Below are 19,814 nucleotides of genomic sequence, written 5' to 3'. Positions count from 1 at the left end.
CTATCTCCACTGTTTTTAGTTCATACGCTTTTCAATAATGCAAAATTATCGGGATTCCATCAAACCATCCAGTATTATTTTATCCATTCATAATACAATTATTATTTTGATAACTTATGTTGCTTTATAAATCCATTATCTTTGCACATAGTTAATCCTCAAATACTCCAGAATATGATCAATCCTATTTATTCAGCAGATAAGGCGAGATACTCCGGTGGAATGAAGTATCGCCGTTGTGGCAAAAGCGGTATACTGTTACCGGAAGTTTCCCTGGGCCTCTGGCATAACTTCGGTGATGTAGATACATTAGCCAATAGCCTTCGAATGGCTCACTTTGCATTCGACAAAGGCATCACACATTTCGACCTGGCTAATAACTACGGTCCCTCTTATGGCTCAGCCGAGGAGACATTCGGGCTAATCATGAAGAAATCCTTTATGCCCTATCGTGATGAGCTATTCATATCCACCAAAGCCGGACATGATATGTGGGAAGGTCCTTACGGGAACTGGGGCTCCCGAAAATATCTGATGAGCAGTCTCAACCAGAGTTTAAAACGCATGAATCTGGAATATGTAGATATTTTCTATACCCACCGTTACGATCCCGAAACTCCACTTGAAGAAACTCTTCAGGCACTCGTCGACATTGTCCGGCAAGGTAAGGCCCTCTACATCGGTATTTCCAAATACCCCAAAGAAAAAGCAGAGTTTGCCTACCGATATCTGGAAGAGCGAGACGTGCATTGTCTCCTCTATCAGGGACGATATAACCTGTTTAACCGTGAACCGGAAGCACAAGGTATCCTCCGGCAAGCCCAAGAGAACGGTACCGGCTTTATCGCCTTTTCTCCTCTGGCTCAAGGTCTGCTCACCAACCGGTATCTAAATGGAATTCCTGAAGATTCAAGGATAGCCCGCGGAGGTTTCCTGAAAAAAGAACAACTGACCGATCAAGTATTAAATAAAATCAAAGCATTGAATGAAGTGGCAGGCAGTCGCGGACAAACCTTAGCCGAAATGGCATTAGCCTGGGTATTGAAAGATGATCTGGTAACCTCCGTCATTATCGGCGCCAGTTCCGTCAGTCAACTGGCAGACAACCTGAAAGCGACGGAAAACTGTAAGTTCAGTCCGGACGAGCTGCAACGTATCGGGAGCATTCTTCAATAAACTCTTTTTCAGCACAGATTAACAGATCACACAGATGTGTAATATTCAAATTATCATGTGGAATTTAGAGTCAATCCACGACCCAACAATCAATATTCCTTGACTTCAGAAACGAATCTGGTTATATGAAACCCTGTTTGTCCTTTATCAATATTTGCATAAAAAGGAAGTAAATACCTGATAAATCCTTCCTCTACTTCCCGATTGGGAAATCCCAGATGGTAGATATCAAAACGTTCATCATACCCTTTTATCGTCAGATAGCCACTCTGATAAATCACCGGCAGAGGATTCTTCGAAGTAGAATCTATGCAATTCAGCATATCTGATGTCGCCTCATCGTGCGCCAGCTGTTGCAAGTCATATTTATCACGCAGTAAAAGTTTTACCAAATAAGACGGAGTACCTGTTTCGAACCAGTAACTGCCAAACTTCATCTTATAAAAAGTATTCAGTATACTGAACGGATTATATAAACCAATAGAATTTTCCGTGAAATGATAACCATCATACCGTTCCTTCAACTCCCGGCAAGCATCTTCGTACGACATCTTTTGATATTTCGCCAACTGACGAATTTCCGGTTCCAGATAATGATGGATTTCCTTTTCTGTAATTCCACACAACTCCACATAAGGTTCGTCCATGGAGATATCGTTCAGATTATTCAGGTCACTAAACACACTTACCTTACCAAACTTGGTAACTCCCGTCAAAAGGGCAAAGCGGATATACCCGTCCATCGTTTTCAGCACAGAATAAAAACCTTTCAGTGTATCACGATACTTCTCTCCCAACTCCTCATTACCGATAGCCTGCAACATCGGTTTATCATATTCATCAATCAAAATCACCACCCGCTGCCCCGACTGTTCACAGGCACGCTGTACAATACCCTTGAAACGCAGAGGAATAGAAGTTTCAGAAGGAGCAGTCCCGTACACCATTTCCCATTTAGCCAACGTATCGTTCAATATCCGATCCAGGCTTTCGGGCGTATCATACTTTTCCGTGTTCAGATCCAAATGTAAAATCGGATATTTTATCCAATCTTTCTCCAACTCCTCCATAGCCAAACCACGAAACAAGTCCTTTTTCCCTTGAAAATAAGCTTCAAGAGTAGATATCAGCAGACTCTTGCCAAAGCGACGGGGACGGCTCAGGAAATAATATGAACCCGTTTTTACCAATCTACAGACTAATGCAGTCTTATCTATATAAAGATAGCCTTCCCTACGTATTTTCTCAAAGTTCTGTATCCCAATCGGGTAAAGTTTAGCCATAACACATTTCTATTAATCGTTTCACTCACAAATATACAAGATTATTCTTAATTATCGGTTTTGCTAACCATAATAATAAATGCCGGTATCCATTCCTCCGAACAGATACCGACATTTATTTTTTCAACCAAAACGATCGGTCAGTTATCAGAGCAGTCCCTGCCCTCCTATCACTCCGGCAATGGCGCTTGCCACAGCTATGATCACCTTTAAAAGGATATTCCAGCTATTCTTCTTCATCTGTTTATCTGATTAAACTTATTATGCAGTCGGATCATCCACAATGTCTCCATCACCATTTCCAGAGCCATTACCGCCCGAAGTGCCGATACTGCCTATCTTCTGAAACTCAACACCCTGAAGCAAAGCACGGGTAGTGCCAATAGCGGCAGGCCGGGTATATTCCGGTGTGAAGTGACAGAGAAGAGCTCCCACCTGGTTCGGATTGACATCCTCCTCTTTGTCTACTCCCCTCCCCCGGCTACGCGCCTTCATCGTAAAAGTACCCAACCCTTCCAGGCGTACCGTCTTACTGTTCAATAACTCGCTGCGCATTGCCGTCATTAAGTTCCGGACCACATTATGTACATCACCCGGGGTCAATGACGACTTCTCCGCAATCATCTCTGCCAGTTGCTGGGTGGACACCGTTTTACCTATCTTCACCAGATTCAAATGCCACTTCTTGTCACCGGCCTTAGTTGCCATGGTCGATTGCACTGCTTTATAAAATAAAGTCATATTCCTAATCTCCTTTTCTTCATGTTATTACTACTGATTTTATTCACATTTCGTTGATCAACGCCACAAAGGTGAACATTTACAGGAAGATAACAAAGGAAAACAGGGCATCCGGAACCGATCCCTCAGGGAAAGTTATAAGTATCACATTCTCAGGAAATAAAAAAGGCTAATATCATTCTCAGACATTAGCCTTTTCAGCGTACTCTTTAACTCTTTCCCAATTTTCGTTTAAAAAGTCGGGATTCGATGATGACTAATCTTTCGATGCCCGTTTCTATTGCATTCATCGCTCCTTGTCTAATTCGTCTATAACCTTTAATAAATATTGCCCATATTGGTTTTTCAGCATGGGGCGTGCCAGTTCTCGGAGTTTGTCTGCTGCGATCCAGCCTTGTCTGAAAGCGATCCCTTCCAGGCAAGCTATTTTTAAACCTTGGCGCTTCTCGATTACTTCGATGAAGGTGGAAGCTTCAGATAGAGAGTCGTGTGTGCCGGTATCCAGCCAAGCGAAGCCACGACCTAAAAGTTGTACTTTCAATTCTTTGTCGTCAAGAAACTGCTGGTTGACGGTTGTTATTTCCAATTCTCCACGAAGAGAAGGCTGAATGCTCTGTGCTACTTTTACAACTTTATGGGGGTAGAAGTAGAGCCCAACTACGGCGTAGTTGGATTTAGGATTTTTGGGTTTTTCTTCTATTTGAAGTACGTTGCCTGATGGGTCAAATTCGGCGACTCCATATCGCTCCGGATCGCACACCCAATAGCCAAAAACGGTTGCTTTCCGGTCTTCTTCGGCTGTTCGGACGGCTTCTTTAAGCATTTTAGTAAATCCGGGACCATGGAAGATGTTGTCTCCTAATACCAAGCAGACGGAGTCGTTTCCGATGAACTCTTTGCCTATGATAAATGCTTGTGCCAAGCCGTCGGGTGAGGGTTGCTCTGCGTATTCAAAATGAATGCCGAAGTCGGAACCGTCACCTAATAGCCTTTTGAAGCCGGGCAAATCGGTGGGAGTAGAAATGATTAGTATTTTGCGTATCCCCGCCAGCATCAGCACTGAGATGGGGTAATAAATCATTGGCTTGTCGAAAACGGGCAGCAGTTGTTTGCTTACTCCTTTGGTGATGGGGTAGAGACGTGTGCCTGAACCTCCGGCTAAAACAATTCCTTTCATTATTCGTATAAATACTCACTGTATGGCTATAATACCCTCAAAGATATTGTAACCCACATTGAATTATATTATTGATTAAAAATTAAGTTATTGTTAATATTCATTAAGTGAATCCTATAATCCGATTCTATCCAATAAAGTTCAGAGATCAGTTGAACGACTTTCTCAGAGCGATGATCCGTTCTGAGAACATCTTGCTCTTGCATACTTCAAAAATTCTCAATGTGCCTGCAACAGCAGTTGTCACAGCGATAATCATTATCGAACGAAAGGAGAGTTTAAAAATTAGATGTGTAATTTGAAGTACTTCCTCATAAAGAGCCCATACACGCTGCTCAACACAAAGATACTCCCCAGCAAATACCAATACCCATACGCCTGGCAATAGAAGTAGCCAGCAATAATCCCCCCCTGCGTCACCATATAGATAGAAGACACTACCACATGAGGTACTTTCAACTCATTCGCCATAATCTGATATAAGTGCTTCCGGTGCGGTTGCCCGATGTTTTCATGCAGCATCACCCTGTGAACGATCGTCAGCACACTATCCACTCCGTACACCACCAACAGAATCATCCAACTAAAATTCTCCGTTTCAATAATCAACTTCCCTATCAGAAACAGAATAATAAATGCAATACTCACCGACCCTACATCTCCCGCAAAGCATTTTGCCTTCTTTCGGAAGTTGAAGAAGTTGAACACCAGTACTGCACAAAGCACAGTCACTATTAAATCCTGATTCACAAACCCGGGCACTATCTCCTTATTTATATACGCCAAAGCCGCAAGCACCACCAGCGAATACCCTCCCGTAATCCCATTGATGCCATCCATGAAGTTGTATGCATTGATTATACCAGTGCATACAATAAGTGCCACTATTATCGTCCACAAAGGTAGTGAAAACAATCTCCATTGGTAAAACATCAATGCCATTGCCGTAAAGTGGAACACCAACCGTAGAAGTTGAGAAGTAGAACGAATGTCGTCCACAAAGCTAATAAATGTGATAAGCGTCAGAGCAACTATAAACCAAGGGTATTCTAATGGATTCGCTAAAAAGAAAGCCAATGCCCCGAAGTAGAAGATAATTCCCCCACCCCGCAAGGTGATTCGTGTATGGCTACTACGTTGATTAGGCTTGTCGATAATATTACATTTATCAGCCACTCTAAAATAAAAAAGTTCTGCTACGAACAGCAGAACTAAGATGATAATATAATACATTAATCAGTTCAATTATAAATAGTCAATCATCAAATCGTACATTCAAATGACTTTACTGTTTTCACCAGTCCTTCTCTCGCTGTAATCGGCATCTTTTCCATCCCCAGTGCCTTCTTTATCTTTTCATTACTCACCACATAGTTCTCGGTCAACTTCCGCAGACGTTCCGTATTCAAAGGTAGATGTAATAATGTTCCCAGTCCAGCACATCCCTCCATAAGCCCTTTATTCAACCTCCATATATGCGGCTCTCTCCCCATTGCTTCACACATCGTTGCAATTAGCTCATTGGTCGAAAGTGCTTCATCATCCGCCATGTGATAAATTCCCGAAGGAACATCTTTCGTCAACAGCCCATCAATTACCGCGCAAAGATTATCTATCGAAGTAAACGACCGCCGATTCTCAAAATCACCCAATGGCCATGGAATTCCTTTCTTTACTACATTGTATAGTAGATTCAAATTTCCTTTATTGCCTGGCCCATGAATCATACAAGGACGAAGAATATAAACCCGCTTATCTTTAGACAGATGTTTTTGAATGTATTCTTCTGCTCGTATCTTGCTCTCACCATAAGGTCCTATCGGAGTCGGTATCACATCTTCCCTCAACACCTCCCCTACTACAGTATCCGCAACAGCCTTCACCGAGCTGAAAAAAATAAACTTCTTTGCTGATGATTCCAAGAAAAAATCAAATATCTTCTGAGTTAGGGCGGTATTTATATTAAAATACTCCTGTGCTGACGATTGATTCTTCGTATCATGAGCTTTGCCCGCCAAATGAATAATAATATCATACTGTGGCAGATTCTGCATTGGAAAAGATTCCGGTCCAATATCTTCCCATGTAAAAGTTTTCACTACCCCTTCTTTCTCAGGTGCAATAATATCCAAACCATAAATATCGCAATAATCTTTTAACACCAAAACAAGGTTGGAACCCACAAATCCGTGAACACCAGTAATAAGTATATTCATACCTTTTTGTAAATATTCATCTTTAAACTATTTTACTTCTCAATATCTCGTAGTCGACTTTGGCATTTTCATACATTTCTGCAACTATCAACAAGATTTAAGTACTTAACTACTAATTCTTGTAAATCATATGAAATCAGCAAATAAATCATCTACGAGGCCTTCCACAGAGTATTTTCTGAAAAAACTCTCGTGTACAGGGATGAAAGGAGAATTAAAAAATCCTTTTGGAAGTTTCGGATCTTTTAAATCAATAACAGCAATATTTTGAGGATTATAAAAATCATAATTTCTTATCTCATAATTAGTCGTAATATATTTCCTTCTTGCGGCCATTGCCTCATAAGCTCTTGTTGAAAGACTTTTCTGAGCAGTATAATTTATATCAAGTACCGATTTAGAGTCATTAAGAACTTCTATAGTTCCTCCTAAAGAAATTGGATTAAAATGAACTTTCTTGATATTAATATAAGGAAATTTAAAGATGAAATCTTTTATATATACTAATAAACTAGGGATATATAGGTATGAATATAGATTAATACCTTGCGCCTTTAACGATTTCTCCAAAAATGATATTTGTTTATGTCGATTGCTGTGTAAAGTCCCAATAAAAATACAATCATATTTCTTTGAAGTTAGTTCTTTTACCTTAGTATACTCCTTAACATAAAATGTAGGTCTGAACTCTAAGCCTTCATTTTCTTCCACATCTTGAGGATCAAAAGACATTGCCTTATCACATTTACGAATAATATCTTTAACATCTGCACAACGGAGAATATCCCACAAATAAAGCACTATTTTGGCGTTTGGGAAGGCATCTCTTAACAGCACTATCGTGTAAGGAGTAAACGCTTCTCCTCTACAAATTAAGATATAATCAAAAGCAATATCCTTATTATCTGCTATGACTCGATTGATATAATTATTAAAGATTTTGGGCACTTTCTTTTTGAAAAGACGTATCACAATCTTGGTAAAAGCTTTTTGCGAAGGGCGTTCATCATACCCCTTCACTATTGCTCCTCTATTAATTAACTCTTCATTTATAGCCTCACCATAGTGCTTAGTTGCACCATAAGGTGAGAACATCAGTATTTTCTTTCCTTTTAAATCAACCATTTTACAAATTATAATGAGGATACAACTTTTTGTGTGCCCGCATCCATTCTGCCATCTCACGGATCATACTACTGTAATCCGGTATCTGATAGTTAAAATCTATATTAGTCCTTACCAAAGTCTTGTCAACTACAATCCCTTTCACTGGATGGATTATGAGTTCATTATTACGCAAATAGTGATTGAATAGCTTTAATAGCTCATATTTGGAAATATTAGTGGCAGGAACCATATTAATAAGACCATTAACTCTTTCTATAGCTGCTGTTTCTATAGTTTTTGCAAGTTGGAGGGTTGTCTGCCCTGTCCACATAGCATGTATGAATCCATTTACTTCGCCTTTTTGCTGCATAAACCAGTTAAGTAGACCGATTCCTTCCTGTTTGATGTCTGGTCCTACGATAGAGCTCCGAAGAGTAAGATTCTTGCTATCACTAATCTCACCAAGAGCTTTGGAACGGTCGTAGAAAGTTTCTCCATCAGGAAATGATGATTCTGTGTAAGGTCCAGTTTTACCGGAAAACACGCAGTCTGTGCTCAAATGGATGACTTGCGTGTTGGTTCCTTCTGTGGCCTTAATCAAAAAGTGTGGAAAACATCCGTTCAGGAACGATGCAGCTGCTTTATCATTTTCCGCAAACTGGTTCAGTACTCCAATGCAGTTTACAACAGTATCATACTTACCTTCTATAATATTCTTATAGATAAATTCTGTATCAAAGGCATCTCCTATAATTGTGTCCACAAATGTAGATTTACTTCTGGCAAAACCTACAACCAAATGGCCTTGTTCCTTAAGGTATAATGAAATGATATGACCAGCCATACCGTTACATCCTAAAATAAAAAATTTCATTTTTACAGGTTGTTTAAATTACTCAGAGCGGATTTCTTTGGCATGAGCTCTTGGCTGCAATCCAAGATCTTCACGAATGAAAGTAAGTTTATAGAGAAGTTTTTTCATATCTTCAACAGATAAGCGATGCGTGTTATGAGAATGATACTCTTCCATTTTGTCAATCTCAGGATTACCGCCTTCTACCTTGTCATAGTTCAAATCGCGAGCATCACAAGGGATACAATAATATGCCCCCATATCTATAGCACGTGCCATTTCTTCACGAGTCACTAGAGTTTCATAAAGCTTTTCCCCGTGGCGAGTTCCAATTATTTTCACTTCAGTCTCACCATACTTAGAGTCAACTTGTGTATAGATCTGTTTCAAAGCCTCTGCTAATACATCTAGTGTAGCAGCAGGTGCTTTCTGGACAAAGAGATCGCCATTATGGCCATGCTCAAATGCATAGATTACAAGGTCAACAGCGTCATTGAGAGTCATCATGAAACGTGTCATATTCGGATCAGTAATTGTGATAGGTTTACCTTCAATCATTTGATCAACCCATAAAGGTATCACCGAGCCACGGCTTGCCATAACGTTGCCATAACGAGTACAACAGATGGTTGTCTGTGCATTTTGCCCTAGCTGACGAGCTTTAGCAATAGCTACCTTCTCCATCATTGCCTTTGAGATACCCATTGCATTAATAGGATATGCAGCCTTATCTGTTGAAAGTACAACGATATTCTTTACTCCATGAGCTATGGCCGATTCCAACACATTGTTTGTCCCTATAATGTTAGTTTCCACAGCCTGTGTCGGAAAAAACTCGCAAGAAGGCACTTGTTTCAATGCAGCAGCTGCAAAAATGTAGTCTACACCACCACGCATTGCAATATCGAGACTTTGTCGATTACGAACATCACCAATGTAAAATTTCACTTTGTTTGCTTGTTCTGAATACTGAGTCTGAAGATGATGCCGCATATCATCTTGTTTTTTTTCATCTCGCGAAAAAATACGAATTTCTCTGATATCCGAATTGAGAAAACGATTTAACACCATGTTACCAAATGAACCAGTACCACCTGTAATCAACAATACTTTATCTTTAAAAATCGACATAACACTAATAATTTATTTATAATTCATTCTATTTAAAATTCTTATTATTATTCGCCTCCAGTACTTCAGCTGAAAATAGGCACGATAACACAAATACTTGGATACACTGAAATAACCTCCATTCTTCAGCTCTCTCAAGTTTTTTAACCCTCCTTCATGCATACCCTTAAAATTGGATGATAATCCTTCTGAGCCAAAATATGTTTTGTTAAAAGCTATGTGTAGAAGATATTCTGGAAGATAATAGTAATTGAAATGAATGCAGAATTTTTGAAAATAATTGATATCTTCTCCGTATTTTTGCGTTTCATCAAAATAACCTATGGTATTAATTGCGCTGCGGCGGAATATCACAGATGGAGTTACAGGAAAGTGCTTCCAATAAATATCCTTTAATGTAGCTTTAAATAATGTATTTATGGCTTTTCCATACAGCACTAAAGGAACTTCCTTCTTATCTGTACCAAGAACATACGATGTTCCCAAGAAAACTATTTCCGGATTTTGGTCGATAACCTCTAACTGACGTTCTATTTTATTGGGCAACCATAAATCATCCGAATCCAGCAAAGCTATAAATTCGCCATTAGCCTCCTTCATCCCATGATTTCTGGCAGCTGATGCACCACCATTTTCTTGTTTAATATAACGAATATGCAACTCTGGATGAGCTTTTATAAAAGCTTGTATTACAATAGCAGATGTATCTCTTGAACCATCATCCACGACGATGACTTCCAAGATTTCCGATATTGCTGTCTGTTTAACCACAGATAACAATACCTGCTCTATCGTTTTCTCACTATTGTAAACAGGAATGATTACTGAGACCCTATTCATTATGATAATTGTTTATTGATAATATAGTGGAAGGCATTTTCCCACATTCTCGAAATTTTTGATTCTTGCAAATCCTCAATCACTTCTAAACCTTTCTCACCATAGTGATTAGCTAACTCCTTATCTTCTATCATTGTCAAGAGACTAGTGGTCATTGCATTCACATCTTTTATAGGAATCAAAATTCCTCTTTCACCATTCTTAGTTAAGAATCTTGGGCCACCGGGTGTACAATTTGTTGCAACACATGGGATTCCTACAGACATGGCTTCTATCAAAGAATTCGGAATTCCCTCATAATAAGACGATAGTACAAAGATACCTTCTTTACGAACTGTAGCAGCCACAGAGCCCACATATCCCGGAAAATCAACTTTGTTTTCAATGTGTAACTGTTGAGCTTGTTGTTTATAATCGTCCAAAAGTGGTCCTTCACCATATAGAATCAATTTGTAATCTGGATGGATTTTATTTACATTGGCAAAAGCATTTATAAGCACATCATAACATTTTTCCGGTGCAAATCGGCCGGCGCTTACTATAGTTTTATTTCTTTCTCCTTTATAGGGTTCCACAAAATCTGACAGAATAAATGGATTCGGTATCACAAAACTTCTTTCTCTCGTCTCAATATCAAAAAAATCACGGGCACCCTCCAATTGAAAAAAACAATAATCGCTTTTGCGATATGCCCACTTGGTTATCAGCTTCCAAAAATAAGTTTGTGTAAACGGATCACCTCTTTCTGCCGATATAAATGTAATGTTTTTCATTCCTAAAGTAGCCAATCTAGCTATAACATTTACATGCCCAATAAACGAACATACATAATTAGGTTTTTCTTCTACAAGACATCTTTTAAGTGAAGAAACAAGTATAAATTGCCTTTGGAACCTATTTACTCTACCAAGCCCTAATCCTATTACTTTTATATCATGGTGCAATTCTTTGCTGGAGTACGAGTCATCATACATATCTACGACGCTTACAGAGTCGAATATTCCAACAGCTTTGTTCGCCACATACTTAAGCATTTTCGCCGCCCCTCCTACCTTAAGACAATTAATAACAAATACAATCTTCATATGGAAATCTATTATTTATCAATCTTGCTGGTTGATTATAAGAAATCACCTTTGCAGGTACTCCGCCCACCGTACTATTATCTGGTACATTTTTCACCACCACCGCACCAGCACCTATTGTTGAATTACTACCTACCTTTATATTTTCTACAATGCACACTGACGGACCAATGTATACATTGTTACCAATGACAGCAGCATTCCCTTCAATTGCACCGATCGTCGTAAATTGTGATATAGTACAATTGTTACCAATTACTGCTGATGGATTAATTATAGTACCAAAAGCATGAGCAATATAAAATCCATATCCAATAGGGGTATGTTCTGAAATTTGCAACCCTCTTTTTCGACCAATTAACGTTTTTATCATTTTAGCAACAGGATAACCAATCCACTGGACAGAAGATAACCTAAGCCAGAACACAAAAGCAAAAGATGGGTTTATCAAAACCTCTCTCCAAATTTTACTCCTTGATGAATAACCACAATAACGATACATATCACTTTTTATCAAAACAATACAATCAGTCAGAGTGCGAGGAATAGGAATACAAACATCATCAAATTGTTTAAATATCATAACTTATATCTGTAAACATGGGAATTGGAAAGCATAATAAGTATATAAAAAATTATTAACACCCACGAAAAAGGTCGATAAAACTCAAAGAATATTGCTCTAGGCATATATAAAGAACAAGAAAGCAATATCACATATAATGAAGACAAAAGAATATTACTCTTAGAATTACTTGATATATAAGCAAACACTCTTCCTATAATAGCATAAATGATAATAACTCCGATAATTCCCCATGACATATAAGCATCAATTACACAATGTGTCCCCATCCACCCATCTCTATCCGAAAATAAAGTTTCGTTAATCACCTTTACAGAACTGAGATCTGCAAACGGTACCCCATAGAACAAGTGGCTCAACAATGATGGTATTAATGGAAAAGGAGAGAATATAATAGGTATGATCTTACAAGGATAAAGATACCCGTAATCTAAGGTATATTTATAACCACAATTGATTTCCATATATCTTCCAGTAAAGTCCTCAAATAAAAACCATAGGCTTTTTCCCGAAACAATATTACTAGTATTTTTTATAGCGCCCATGAACCCAGATAATCTAATGGAAGAATCCCCACCTCTCGTTATTCCAATAAAAGCCAAAATAAAGAAACCAGCTAAGGCGAGGAAGAATATATTCTTCGTTTTAATTTTCTTGTAGCAAACAGCATAACTTCCTATAAAAATTAATCCTATAGTTAAAATAGGACCGCGATCTCCAACAACCATATGAAGTAACACTATTATAAATGTCAAACCTAACACAAATAAGTTTTTCCGTACTATTGTAATAAAAAGAAAATTCAAACCTTTACTTTGAGTGAAAACAGACACCAGAAAGATAGTCAACAAAACATAAAATAGTACATAAAGAAATGGATTACTTGTCACTGATACCGCTTCTTTATTACTACGTGAAAATAATTGTATAGAAGCTATCAATGCAATAGAAACAATTATGAGTAATACCCTTAAAACTCTGTAAAACTTAGGGGTAAGACTAATTATTGTCCCTTCCTTTATTTCTTTTCTTCTATATGAAAAGTAAGCAATTGTATATATTGATATTGTAAAAGTATTCAAAGCTGTTGTCTTATTTATCGTATATTCTTCAAGTCCTGTGACGGTAGTCTCATAAAAATAGCCAATCTCACCGATAGGTAAAAGAAATACAGGAAATGCGTAAGAGCATAAGAAAAAAGACACTAAAAATATAGTATTAAAATTTATAACGCCAATTTTTTTACTATCATTTCGTATTAATTGATAGGAATTAATTAAGAATATCACCAAGCACACTACACTAAATTCAAACGAATATTGTGAAGGTGCACAATAATATAAAATAAATGAAAAAATCGAAAGTATATAATTCATTATACAAAATATTGCATCCGGTTATTACTCAAAATAAGTATCTAAAAACATGGGGTATATCTTTTCAGACAAGTATCCATTGGCACTCATTACATATTTAGATAATATCTTACTTATTACGTACTTTCCAATTTCCCCAATAGATAAAAACAGATGTCAAAACTTAAAGATATAACTTTAAGTGATTCTTAAATCACTCATGCTCTCTACTACCAATACAGATAAACTAATGATTTCTCTCTGAATAGTATCAAAAATTCTATTTGATAAGTATAAATATATTTCCCTCTTACTTCTTAAAAGATATTATATCAACTTATTAATGCAGTTGTTTTATTTTAATCGTATACAATCATAAGACATTTTAAATACTACTTTAAAAAGGCTAATAGCTTCAATACAAATTTATATAAAATCGTACTTATACAATTAGCATGATTAAGATTTAGCTTAAGGATAATTAAATTAAAACGATATTCTATTTTTTCAAAACAAATTCGATTTTTTGTATAATATTTAAAACACATATCTCGCATTATTTCCATTCTCCAATTGATATGTCTTATGTTGAACAATGTATCTTTATGTGTTGATAAACTTTCAAAATGATGTCTATATGCTATTGTGGTTGCACCAAAACTATACAAACGTTCTCCTTTCTCTAATAGAGTTATCCACATCGGCCAATCTTCATATCCATAATTCTCATTGTAACCACCAAAAGAGTTTAAAAAGCCATTTTTATGAAAAAGCGTCGGAGCTGGCAAAAAATTACCATTTATAATCATTTTTAGTTGTCCTTCTGAACCCATAGAGAAAAAAATATTCAACTTCTTATGTAAAGTAGCATTGTTAACTATGTTCTGTTGACAAAAAGTATCATTAAAATGAATCATGTTGCTAAAAAGAATATTAATTTCAGGATGAGCCATAACATAATTAATATTATCCTCCACGCAGTTAGGCAGAAAAATATCATCACCTGCCAGTTCTTTTATCCATTCTCCATTAGACGCATTCATTGCCCTATTACAATTGGCCGCTATACCAGTGTTTTTCTCAACAGTGATAACTTTACACCTGACAAAGCGTTCTCTGTTTTTCTCAATCCATTTTCTACACAACTCCACTGTATTATCTACTGAGCTATCATCAGATACTATCAGCTCAATATTCTGATAAGTTTGCATCTTTGCACTTTCAAGAGTTTCAATAATGAATTTAGAACTATTGTACGTAGTAATATTAATCGAAACCAATGGTTGTCTCATATTCATATTACAATTATATATTAATATGGAAATAATTTACCAATTCAACAATTTTCCGTACCTCCTCTGTGGTGATCGTAGGACCAATAGGTAAACTCAATTCATAATCAGCTATTTGTTCAGTTATAGGGTATGCAAGATTGTTCCACTCTTTGTAGCACTCCTGCTTGTGAGGTGGTATTGGATAATGAATTATGGTGTCTACACCGTTTTCTGAGAGATATTGCTGCAGGAGATCACGTTTTTTACAAAGTATGGGGAATAAGTGAAAAGCATTGTTTTCATAAGGGAGCGTATCAGGCAATTTGATAAGTGGATTGCTAATATGCTCAATGTAGTACTTTGCCACATCCTTGCGATGCGCATTATCTTCTACCAAATACTTTAATTTCACATCAAGTACGGCAGCTTGAAGTTCATCTAAGCGACTATTCCTTCCAGTATATCTGAAGATATATTTTTTCTGACTACCATAGTTCGCAAGAGCTCGGATAACATCGGCCAATTCCTTATCGTTCGTTGTAACTGCGCCCCCATCTCCCAAAGCTCCCAAATTCTTACCAGGATAAAAGCTATGTCCAGCTGCATCACCCAATGAGCCTGTCATCCGTCCACCAGGAGCAAGGCAACCATGAGCTTGTGCATTATCTTCCAATAACTTCAAATTGTACTTTTTACAAAGAGTTGCAATCTTTTCAGTCCATGCCAAACGGCCATAAAGGTGTACAATAATAATAGCTCGTGTGCGAGATGTGATAGCCGCTTCAATTTGGTCATCATCAATTTGCAAAGAGGTCAATTTCGGCTCTACTAATACCGGCTTCAGCCCGTTTTCAGTTATGGCCAGAATGGTAGCTATATAAGTATTCGCAGGTACTATAACTTCGTCACCCTTTTGCATTATGCCCATCTCAATATAAGCACGAAATATCCAAATAAGTGCATCCAACCCGTTAGCACAGCCAATCGTGTATTTCGTTCCGATAAATTTCGAGTAATTCTCCTCAAATATCTCATTTTCTTTACCTTGAAGATACCAACCATTGCTAACTACGCGGTTTATAGCCTCATTAATTTCAGTTCCATGAAGAACCGTTACATCTTTTAAAGAAAGAAATGGTATCCTGTTCATTTTCTACCTAAAAAATTATTTAAAAAACTTTCATTAGATTTCTGAATACTCTCATATGTCAAAACATCACGTGGGCCACAAAGAATAGCATAACCTAATTTATCACGGTCACCATCATTGATATAATCTCCGTAATCTTTATCGATATTCAGACCTTCATGATTCTCATACAATACCGTAATACGAGTATCCAAAAATTTTGTAATATCAGTTGCACTAACAGAACGAGAGTTGGATGGAATATCATAACCGAACCACATAGAAGAATTAGTACCATTCATGTAATTACCCGGTTCAATTTTTTCACCATGTAACACTTTAATATAATCTCCTAAATAATCATGCCCTGAAGCTTTCCACACTGTGTGACTACAAATGAACCCACTAGAACGAGCCCCCATTTCTACTGGAGTGAATGAACCATCTTCTTTCATAATAATTTCAAGATGGCCAAACATACTATGCAAACCAAGAGCTTTGTAACATTGGATACCAAAGTCAGCAATACGTTTCCAAGTTTTATCATCATATTTTCTAGAATTCCAATGATGAATAACCGTCACATGATTTTTTAGTGCATACAAGGAATGATATTGGATTGAACTTCCATAACAGTTCACATTTCCATAAGAATCGCCAAGCATATCAACAGTAAATTCCTCTCCCTCAACGAATTCCTCAATAAGGCATTTGTTATTGAACGAAGTTTCCTTTGCCTTATTAAGTGCATCCTGTAATGCTTCACAGGTTTGTCCTTTCTCTAAAATTGTTATACCTCGTGAGCTGGCAGAGACATCTGGTTTACAGATCAGTTTCATCTTCTGTGATGCTTTATATAGTTCATCCAAGGTTATTTCATCATCCATCTTCGATATACGATTAAATACACCTGCCGCCATCCAAGCATCTCTCATCTCTTTTTTTGAAAGAACTTTATTGAACTTCTCAGGCATAGTTTTATTTCCACACCACGCATTGATTGCATTCACTGTTGGAGCTGCAAGATCAATGCTTGAGAGTGCACCAGCAACCTCTCCTTTAAAACCAAGCTCCTCAAGTTTTTTGATTATCCCTGCTGAATCCTTAACGTCCATCTGAATAAACAAATCGCCGACAATATCAGGAGTACTATTCCAAGCAACAACAATGACCTTAAAACCTAATTCATGAAGATGACAAACCTGTCCCCAGAGTAATTTATTACTCCCCAAAAGAATGAAATATTTATTCATAATTATACTATTTTTCCTATTATTACCAACCACAATCAGCATAACATGCGTCTCATCTGATTTATTTATTAACAGACTCTCCTAATTATTTTCAGCAAAAATGAGACAAAAAACATTTTCGCTTTCGAAGCACTTTTATTATATATTGGATTTTGAATAGAAATATCATTTAACAAGCCAGTAAACAGTATACTTTCCTTATTACTTAAGAAATAACCAGAAGCAAACGATTGATTTATTAGCATTGCCTGTAAAAGTACAGCATAAGCTCGTTGAAACCTATTCTCAAATACCTTTCCATACCTTTTACCAAAGTACTTATTGTAAAAATACGCACTAATAGTAGTTTCTATTGTTCGTTTTATAATCGAACTACCTTGCCATATTCCTTTTTTGTGTATTCTATATACTGAAACTACATCCCCCATTACAAAAGCCGGTCCTTTTTCAAGATGTAATATCCTTCTGAAATCTTCCCCTCTCAATGCACATTCTTCAACCGTACCGACAGCATCTTTGTAACATCGTGGAATACCATTCACAAAAATATTGTTTCTCAATAGAATTGATGAAGTATGTAAGAAAGGCATAGAACCCTCAAGATAGTCTCTGAAGTAGAAAGTCTTATTTAATTTCTTTTTAGGCACAACTAAATCTCCCAAAACTTCTTCTATAAGATACTGAGTATTACCTGCACACATTGAATAATTAGGATGCTTATCCAAAAAATCAACTTGCTCCTGTAATCTTGTCTCCTTCGTCCAGTAATCATCTCCATCCAAGAATGATAAATATTCGCATTTGATTCCGTCGAACAAGCGATTAGAGTTCGCTAAAGACCCTTGGTTCTTATCTGCTGTAAGTATTTCTATCTTTTCAGGAAAAGTTTTTTTATAATCTAAGAGTATTTTCAATGTACCATCTGTTGAGCAGTCATCAGCGACAATAATTTTAAAATCAAAATTAGTTACTTGACACAATACACTGTCTATAGCTTTGGATATATATTTTTCTAAATTATATGTTGTTATACAAACAATTACCTTAACCATCATTTCTTATTACGTTTAAAATATGAACAAATTAATTCCAAACAATATGAAAGTTCTGAGCTATTTCTAAACAAGACAAAACAAATCAACAAAGACTCACTAAGTGCTAGAATAAATTTCACAAACAATTCTGTATATATATCATTAAAATAGAGTTTACTAATAAAAAAAATCTGAACAACAAAAGCGATCAAAAATCCTAAAAAAACTTTTAACAACATTAAAAAGTAAGAAGTAGAAGATAAATTATATTTTTTGTCAAAAAGGAGTCTTGTTTTTAATATAAACTGAATTATCTGTGTGCAAACTGTACCAAGAAAAATTCCCGCAACGCCAATCTTTATACCAAGAATTATAGAAACTATAATATTGACAACGCTCCCCAAGATTGCAATGTTTTTATCTTGCCGAAACAGTCCGGAAACTTCTAGATATTGCCACAATGGAACACCACAAATATCAAGAAATAAATTGAGGATTGCTATAGAAACAATTGCTGTCCCCATTACAAATTCACTCCCCAACCAGATAGTAATAAAAACATTACTTACTGCCAACAAAACAGTAGACACAATACAAGAAAATCCAAAGTACAAAAATGTCAAACGCTTTAATACTACAATACATTTATCTGGTGATTCGGACACAGACAAATTTCCTATACTTGCAGTTATGCTATTCGTCAACTGACTTCTAAATATCTTTATTGGGGAAAAAAGCATTACGTAGTTACTATAATATCCAACTTGGATTGTGCTAACAAGAGTCGATATTAAAATATTATCGGTCGAAGTAGTTATTACTCCTGACAATTTCTTAATAAAAATATTTTTTATATTTTCAAATACTTCCTTTCGTTCACATTTTTCAAGTTTTTCTTCATAATTCAAGAAACTATAGTGATTATCAACATATCTTGAAACCAATAAATTCGCAACAACAACCTGAAAAATATTTATAACCAAAAAGAGAATATAATTTTTTGTAATAATTAGAAGTGCTATTATTATTCCTGAAAAGAGTAGTTTTATAAGAGCTGTGTAGATTGAAACGATATATTGCTTTTGGTCTGCATTGAGAAGGGCAGTCTTATATGAGAAAAGATATGAACAAGATGTATTTATTACAAACAAGAAAAAAATGGATCTAATATAGATAAGTGGATAATCAATATCAGTAATAAGTAAATGAATAAATGGCAACATCAGTATACCGATGATAAATGTTCCTAATGCAATAAATAAATAAGCAGAACGAAACAATGACATTAACTGACTGATTTTCTTGTAATCAGATTTATAAAGAGGTTGATACAAACTGTACACAATTGCCATACCTACGCCAAGTTCAGCCAGCGACATCATTGCTATCACTTCTGTAAACAAACCATTCAAACCAAGAACTTCGATACCTAAACATTTTACGAGAAAAGTCCTAGTTGCAAAAGATATTATGACATTAAGTAAAACAACAATTAAACCATATATGGTATTTCTAACACTGTTTTGAGTTCTCGATTTACTATTCATTATGCTAAATTGAAAGCTAAGGAATTA

General features: G+C 36.5%; 18 protein-coding genes and 1 pseudogene. 1 reads left to right on the top strand and 18 read right to left on the bottom strand.

The window, feature by feature from the left end; translation table 11 throughout:
- The first annotated feature begins 174 nt into the window (after positions 1 to 174).
- Positions 175 to 1,176 (top strand): aldo/keto reductase, encoded by a 1,002-nt coding sequence (locus G7Y45_RS07245; protein WP_165016962.1) that lies wholly within the window; start codon positions 175 to 177, stop codon positions 1,174 to 1,176.
- Positions 1,177 to 1,271: 95 nt separating this feature from the next.
- On the opposite strand, the pseudogene G7Y45_RS07240 reads toward G7Y45_RS07245, so the two are convergent.
- From G7Y45_RS07240 to G7Y45_RS07155, 18 genes and pseudogenes are all read right to left on the bottom strand, one after another.
- Positions 1,272 to 2,459 (bottom strand): annotated as a pseudogene (locus tag G7Y45_RS07240) (AAA family ATPase); the annotation flags it as partial.
- 147 nt (positions 2,460 to 2,606) lie between these two features.
- On the bottom strand, positions 2,607 to 2,699 hold the full coding sequence (locus G7Y45_RS07235) for a smalltalk protein (protein WP_005784981.1): 93 nt from the start codon (positions 2,697 to 2,699) through the stop codon (positions 2,607 to 2,609).
- Positions 2,700 to 2,720: 21 nt separating this feature from the next.
- A complete protein-coding gene (locus G7Y45_RS07230; protein WP_122130248.1) occupies positions 2,721 to 3,200 on the bottom strand; it encodes an HU family DNA-binding protein in 480 nt (159 codons plus the stop codon).
- A gap of 286 nt (positions 3,201 to 3,486) precedes the next feature.
- Positions 3,487 to 4,377: a glucose-1-phosphate thymidylyltransferase RfbA gene (gene rfbA, locus G7Y45_RS07225; protein ID WP_122297008.1), complete on the bottom strand. Its 891-nt coding sequence runs from the start codon at positions 4,375 to 4,377 to the stop codon at positions 3,487 to 3,489.
- Between the two features lie 285 nt (positions 4,378 to 4,662).
- Positions 4,663 to 5,610, bottom strand: a complete 948-nt coding sequence (locus G7Y45_RS07220; protein WP_122297007.1) for a glycosyltransferase family 4 protein — start codon at positions 5,608 to 5,610, stop codon at positions 4,663 to 4,665.
- A gap of 29 nt (positions 5,611 to 5,639) precedes the next feature.
- On the bottom strand, positions 5,640 to 6,593 hold the full coding sequence (locus G7Y45_RS07215; protein WP_165016965.1) for an NAD-dependent epimerase/dehydratase family protein: 954 nt from the start codon (positions 6,591 to 6,593) through the stop codon (positions 5,640 to 5,642).
- Positions 6,594 to 6,719: 126 nt separating this feature from the next.
- Positions 6,720 to 7,718, bottom strand: coding sequence for an LPS biosynthesis protein (locus G7Y45_RS07210; protein WP_122297005.1), 999 nt, complete (start codon positions 7,716 to 7,718; stop codon positions 6,720 to 6,722).
- Position 7,719: 1 nt separating this feature from the next.
- On the bottom strand, positions 7,720 to 8,574 hold the full coding sequence (locus G7Y45_RS07205; protein ID WP_122297004.1) for a sugar nucleotide-binding protein: 855 nt from the start codon (positions 8,572 to 8,574) through the stop codon (positions 7,720 to 7,722).
- Between the two features lie 18 nt (positions 8,575 to 8,592).
- Positions 8,593 to 9,684 (bottom strand): polysaccharide biosynthesis protein, encoded by a 1,092-nt coding sequence (locus G7Y45_RS07200; RefSeq protein ID WP_122297003.1) that lies wholly within the window; start codon positions 9,682 to 9,684, stop codon positions 8,593 to 8,595.
- A gap of 12 nt (positions 9,685 to 9,696) precedes the next feature.
- Positions 9,697 to 10,524, bottom strand: a complete 828-nt coding sequence (locus G7Y45_RS07195) for a glycosyltransferase family 2 protein (protein ID WP_122297002.1) — start codon at positions 10,522 to 10,524, stop codon at positions 9,697 to 9,699.
- Positions 10,524 to 11,609, bottom strand: a complete 1,086-nt coding sequence (locus G7Y45_RS07190; protein WP_122297001.1) for a glycosyltransferase — start codon at positions 11,607 to 11,609, stop codon at positions 10,524 to 10,526. Before G7Y45_RS07190 ends, G7Y45_RS07195 begins: the two co-directional genes overlap by 1 nt.
- Positions 11,587 to 12,192, bottom strand: coding sequence for a serine O-acetyltransferase (locus G7Y45_RS07185; protein ID WP_122297000.1), 606 nt, complete (start codon positions 12,190 to 12,192; stop codon positions 11,587 to 11,589). Before G7Y45_RS07185 ends, G7Y45_RS07190 begins: the two co-directional genes overlap by 23 nt.
- Positions 12,189 to 13,571 (bottom strand): O-antigen polysaccharide polymerase Wzy, encoded by a 1,383-nt coding sequence (wzy, locus tag G7Y45_RS07180; RefSeq protein ID WP_122296999.1) that lies wholly within the window; start codon positions 13,569 to 13,571, stop codon positions 12,189 to 12,191. The genes G7Y45_RS07185 and wzy overlap by 4 nt, the downstream gene beginning before the upstream one ends.
- Positions 13,572 to 13,942: 371 nt before the next feature.
- Positions 13,943 to 14,842: a glycosyltransferase gene (locus G7Y45_RS07175; protein ID WP_165016968.1), complete on the bottom strand. Its 900-nt coding sequence runs from the start codon at positions 14,840 to 14,842 to the stop codon at positions 13,943 to 13,945.
- Positions 14,843 to 14,855: 13 nt separating this feature from the next.
- Positions 14,856 to 15,974 carry a DegT/DnrJ/EryC1/StrS aminotransferase family protein gene (locus G7Y45_RS07170; RefSeq protein WP_122296997.1) on the bottom strand — a complete coding sequence of 373 codons (1,119 nt, stop codon included), beginning with the start codon at positions 15,972 to 15,974 and terminating at the stop codon, positions 14,856 to 14,858.
- Positions 15,971 to 17,206, bottom strand: a complete 1,236-nt coding sequence (locus G7Y45_RS07165; protein ID WP_165016971.1) for an acetyl-CoA carboxylase biotin carboxylase subunit family protein — start codon at positions 17,204 to 17,206, stop codon at positions 15,971 to 15,973. Before G7Y45_RS07165 ends, G7Y45_RS07170 begins: the two co-directional genes overlap by 4 nt.
- Before the next feature lie 68 nt (positions 17,207 to 17,274).
- Complete coding sequence (locus tag G7Y45_RS07160) at positions 17,275 to 18,261, bottom strand: glycosyltransferase (protein ID WP_122296995.1); 987 nt, start codon at positions 18,259 to 18,261, stop codon at positions 17,275 to 17,277.
- Positions 18,258 to 19,787 (bottom strand): lipopolysaccharide biosynthesis protein, encoded by a 1,530-nt coding sequence (locus G7Y45_RS07155; RefSeq protein ID WP_122296994.1) that lies wholly within the window; start codon positions 19,785 to 19,787, stop codon positions 18,258 to 18,260. The genes G7Y45_RS07160 and G7Y45_RS07155 overlap by 4 nt, the downstream gene beginning before the upstream one ends.
- Positions 19,788 to 19,814 lie beyond the last annotated feature (27 nt).

Source organism: Bacteroides sp. ZJ-18 (assembly GCF_011038705.2).
GTDB lineage: Bacteria > Bacteroidota > Bacteroidia > Bacteroidales > Bacteroidaceae > Bacteroides > Bacteroides hominis.
The sequence above is the reverse complement of the archived record's forward strand: the minus strand, read 5'-3'. Positions and strand labels throughout refer to the sequence as shown.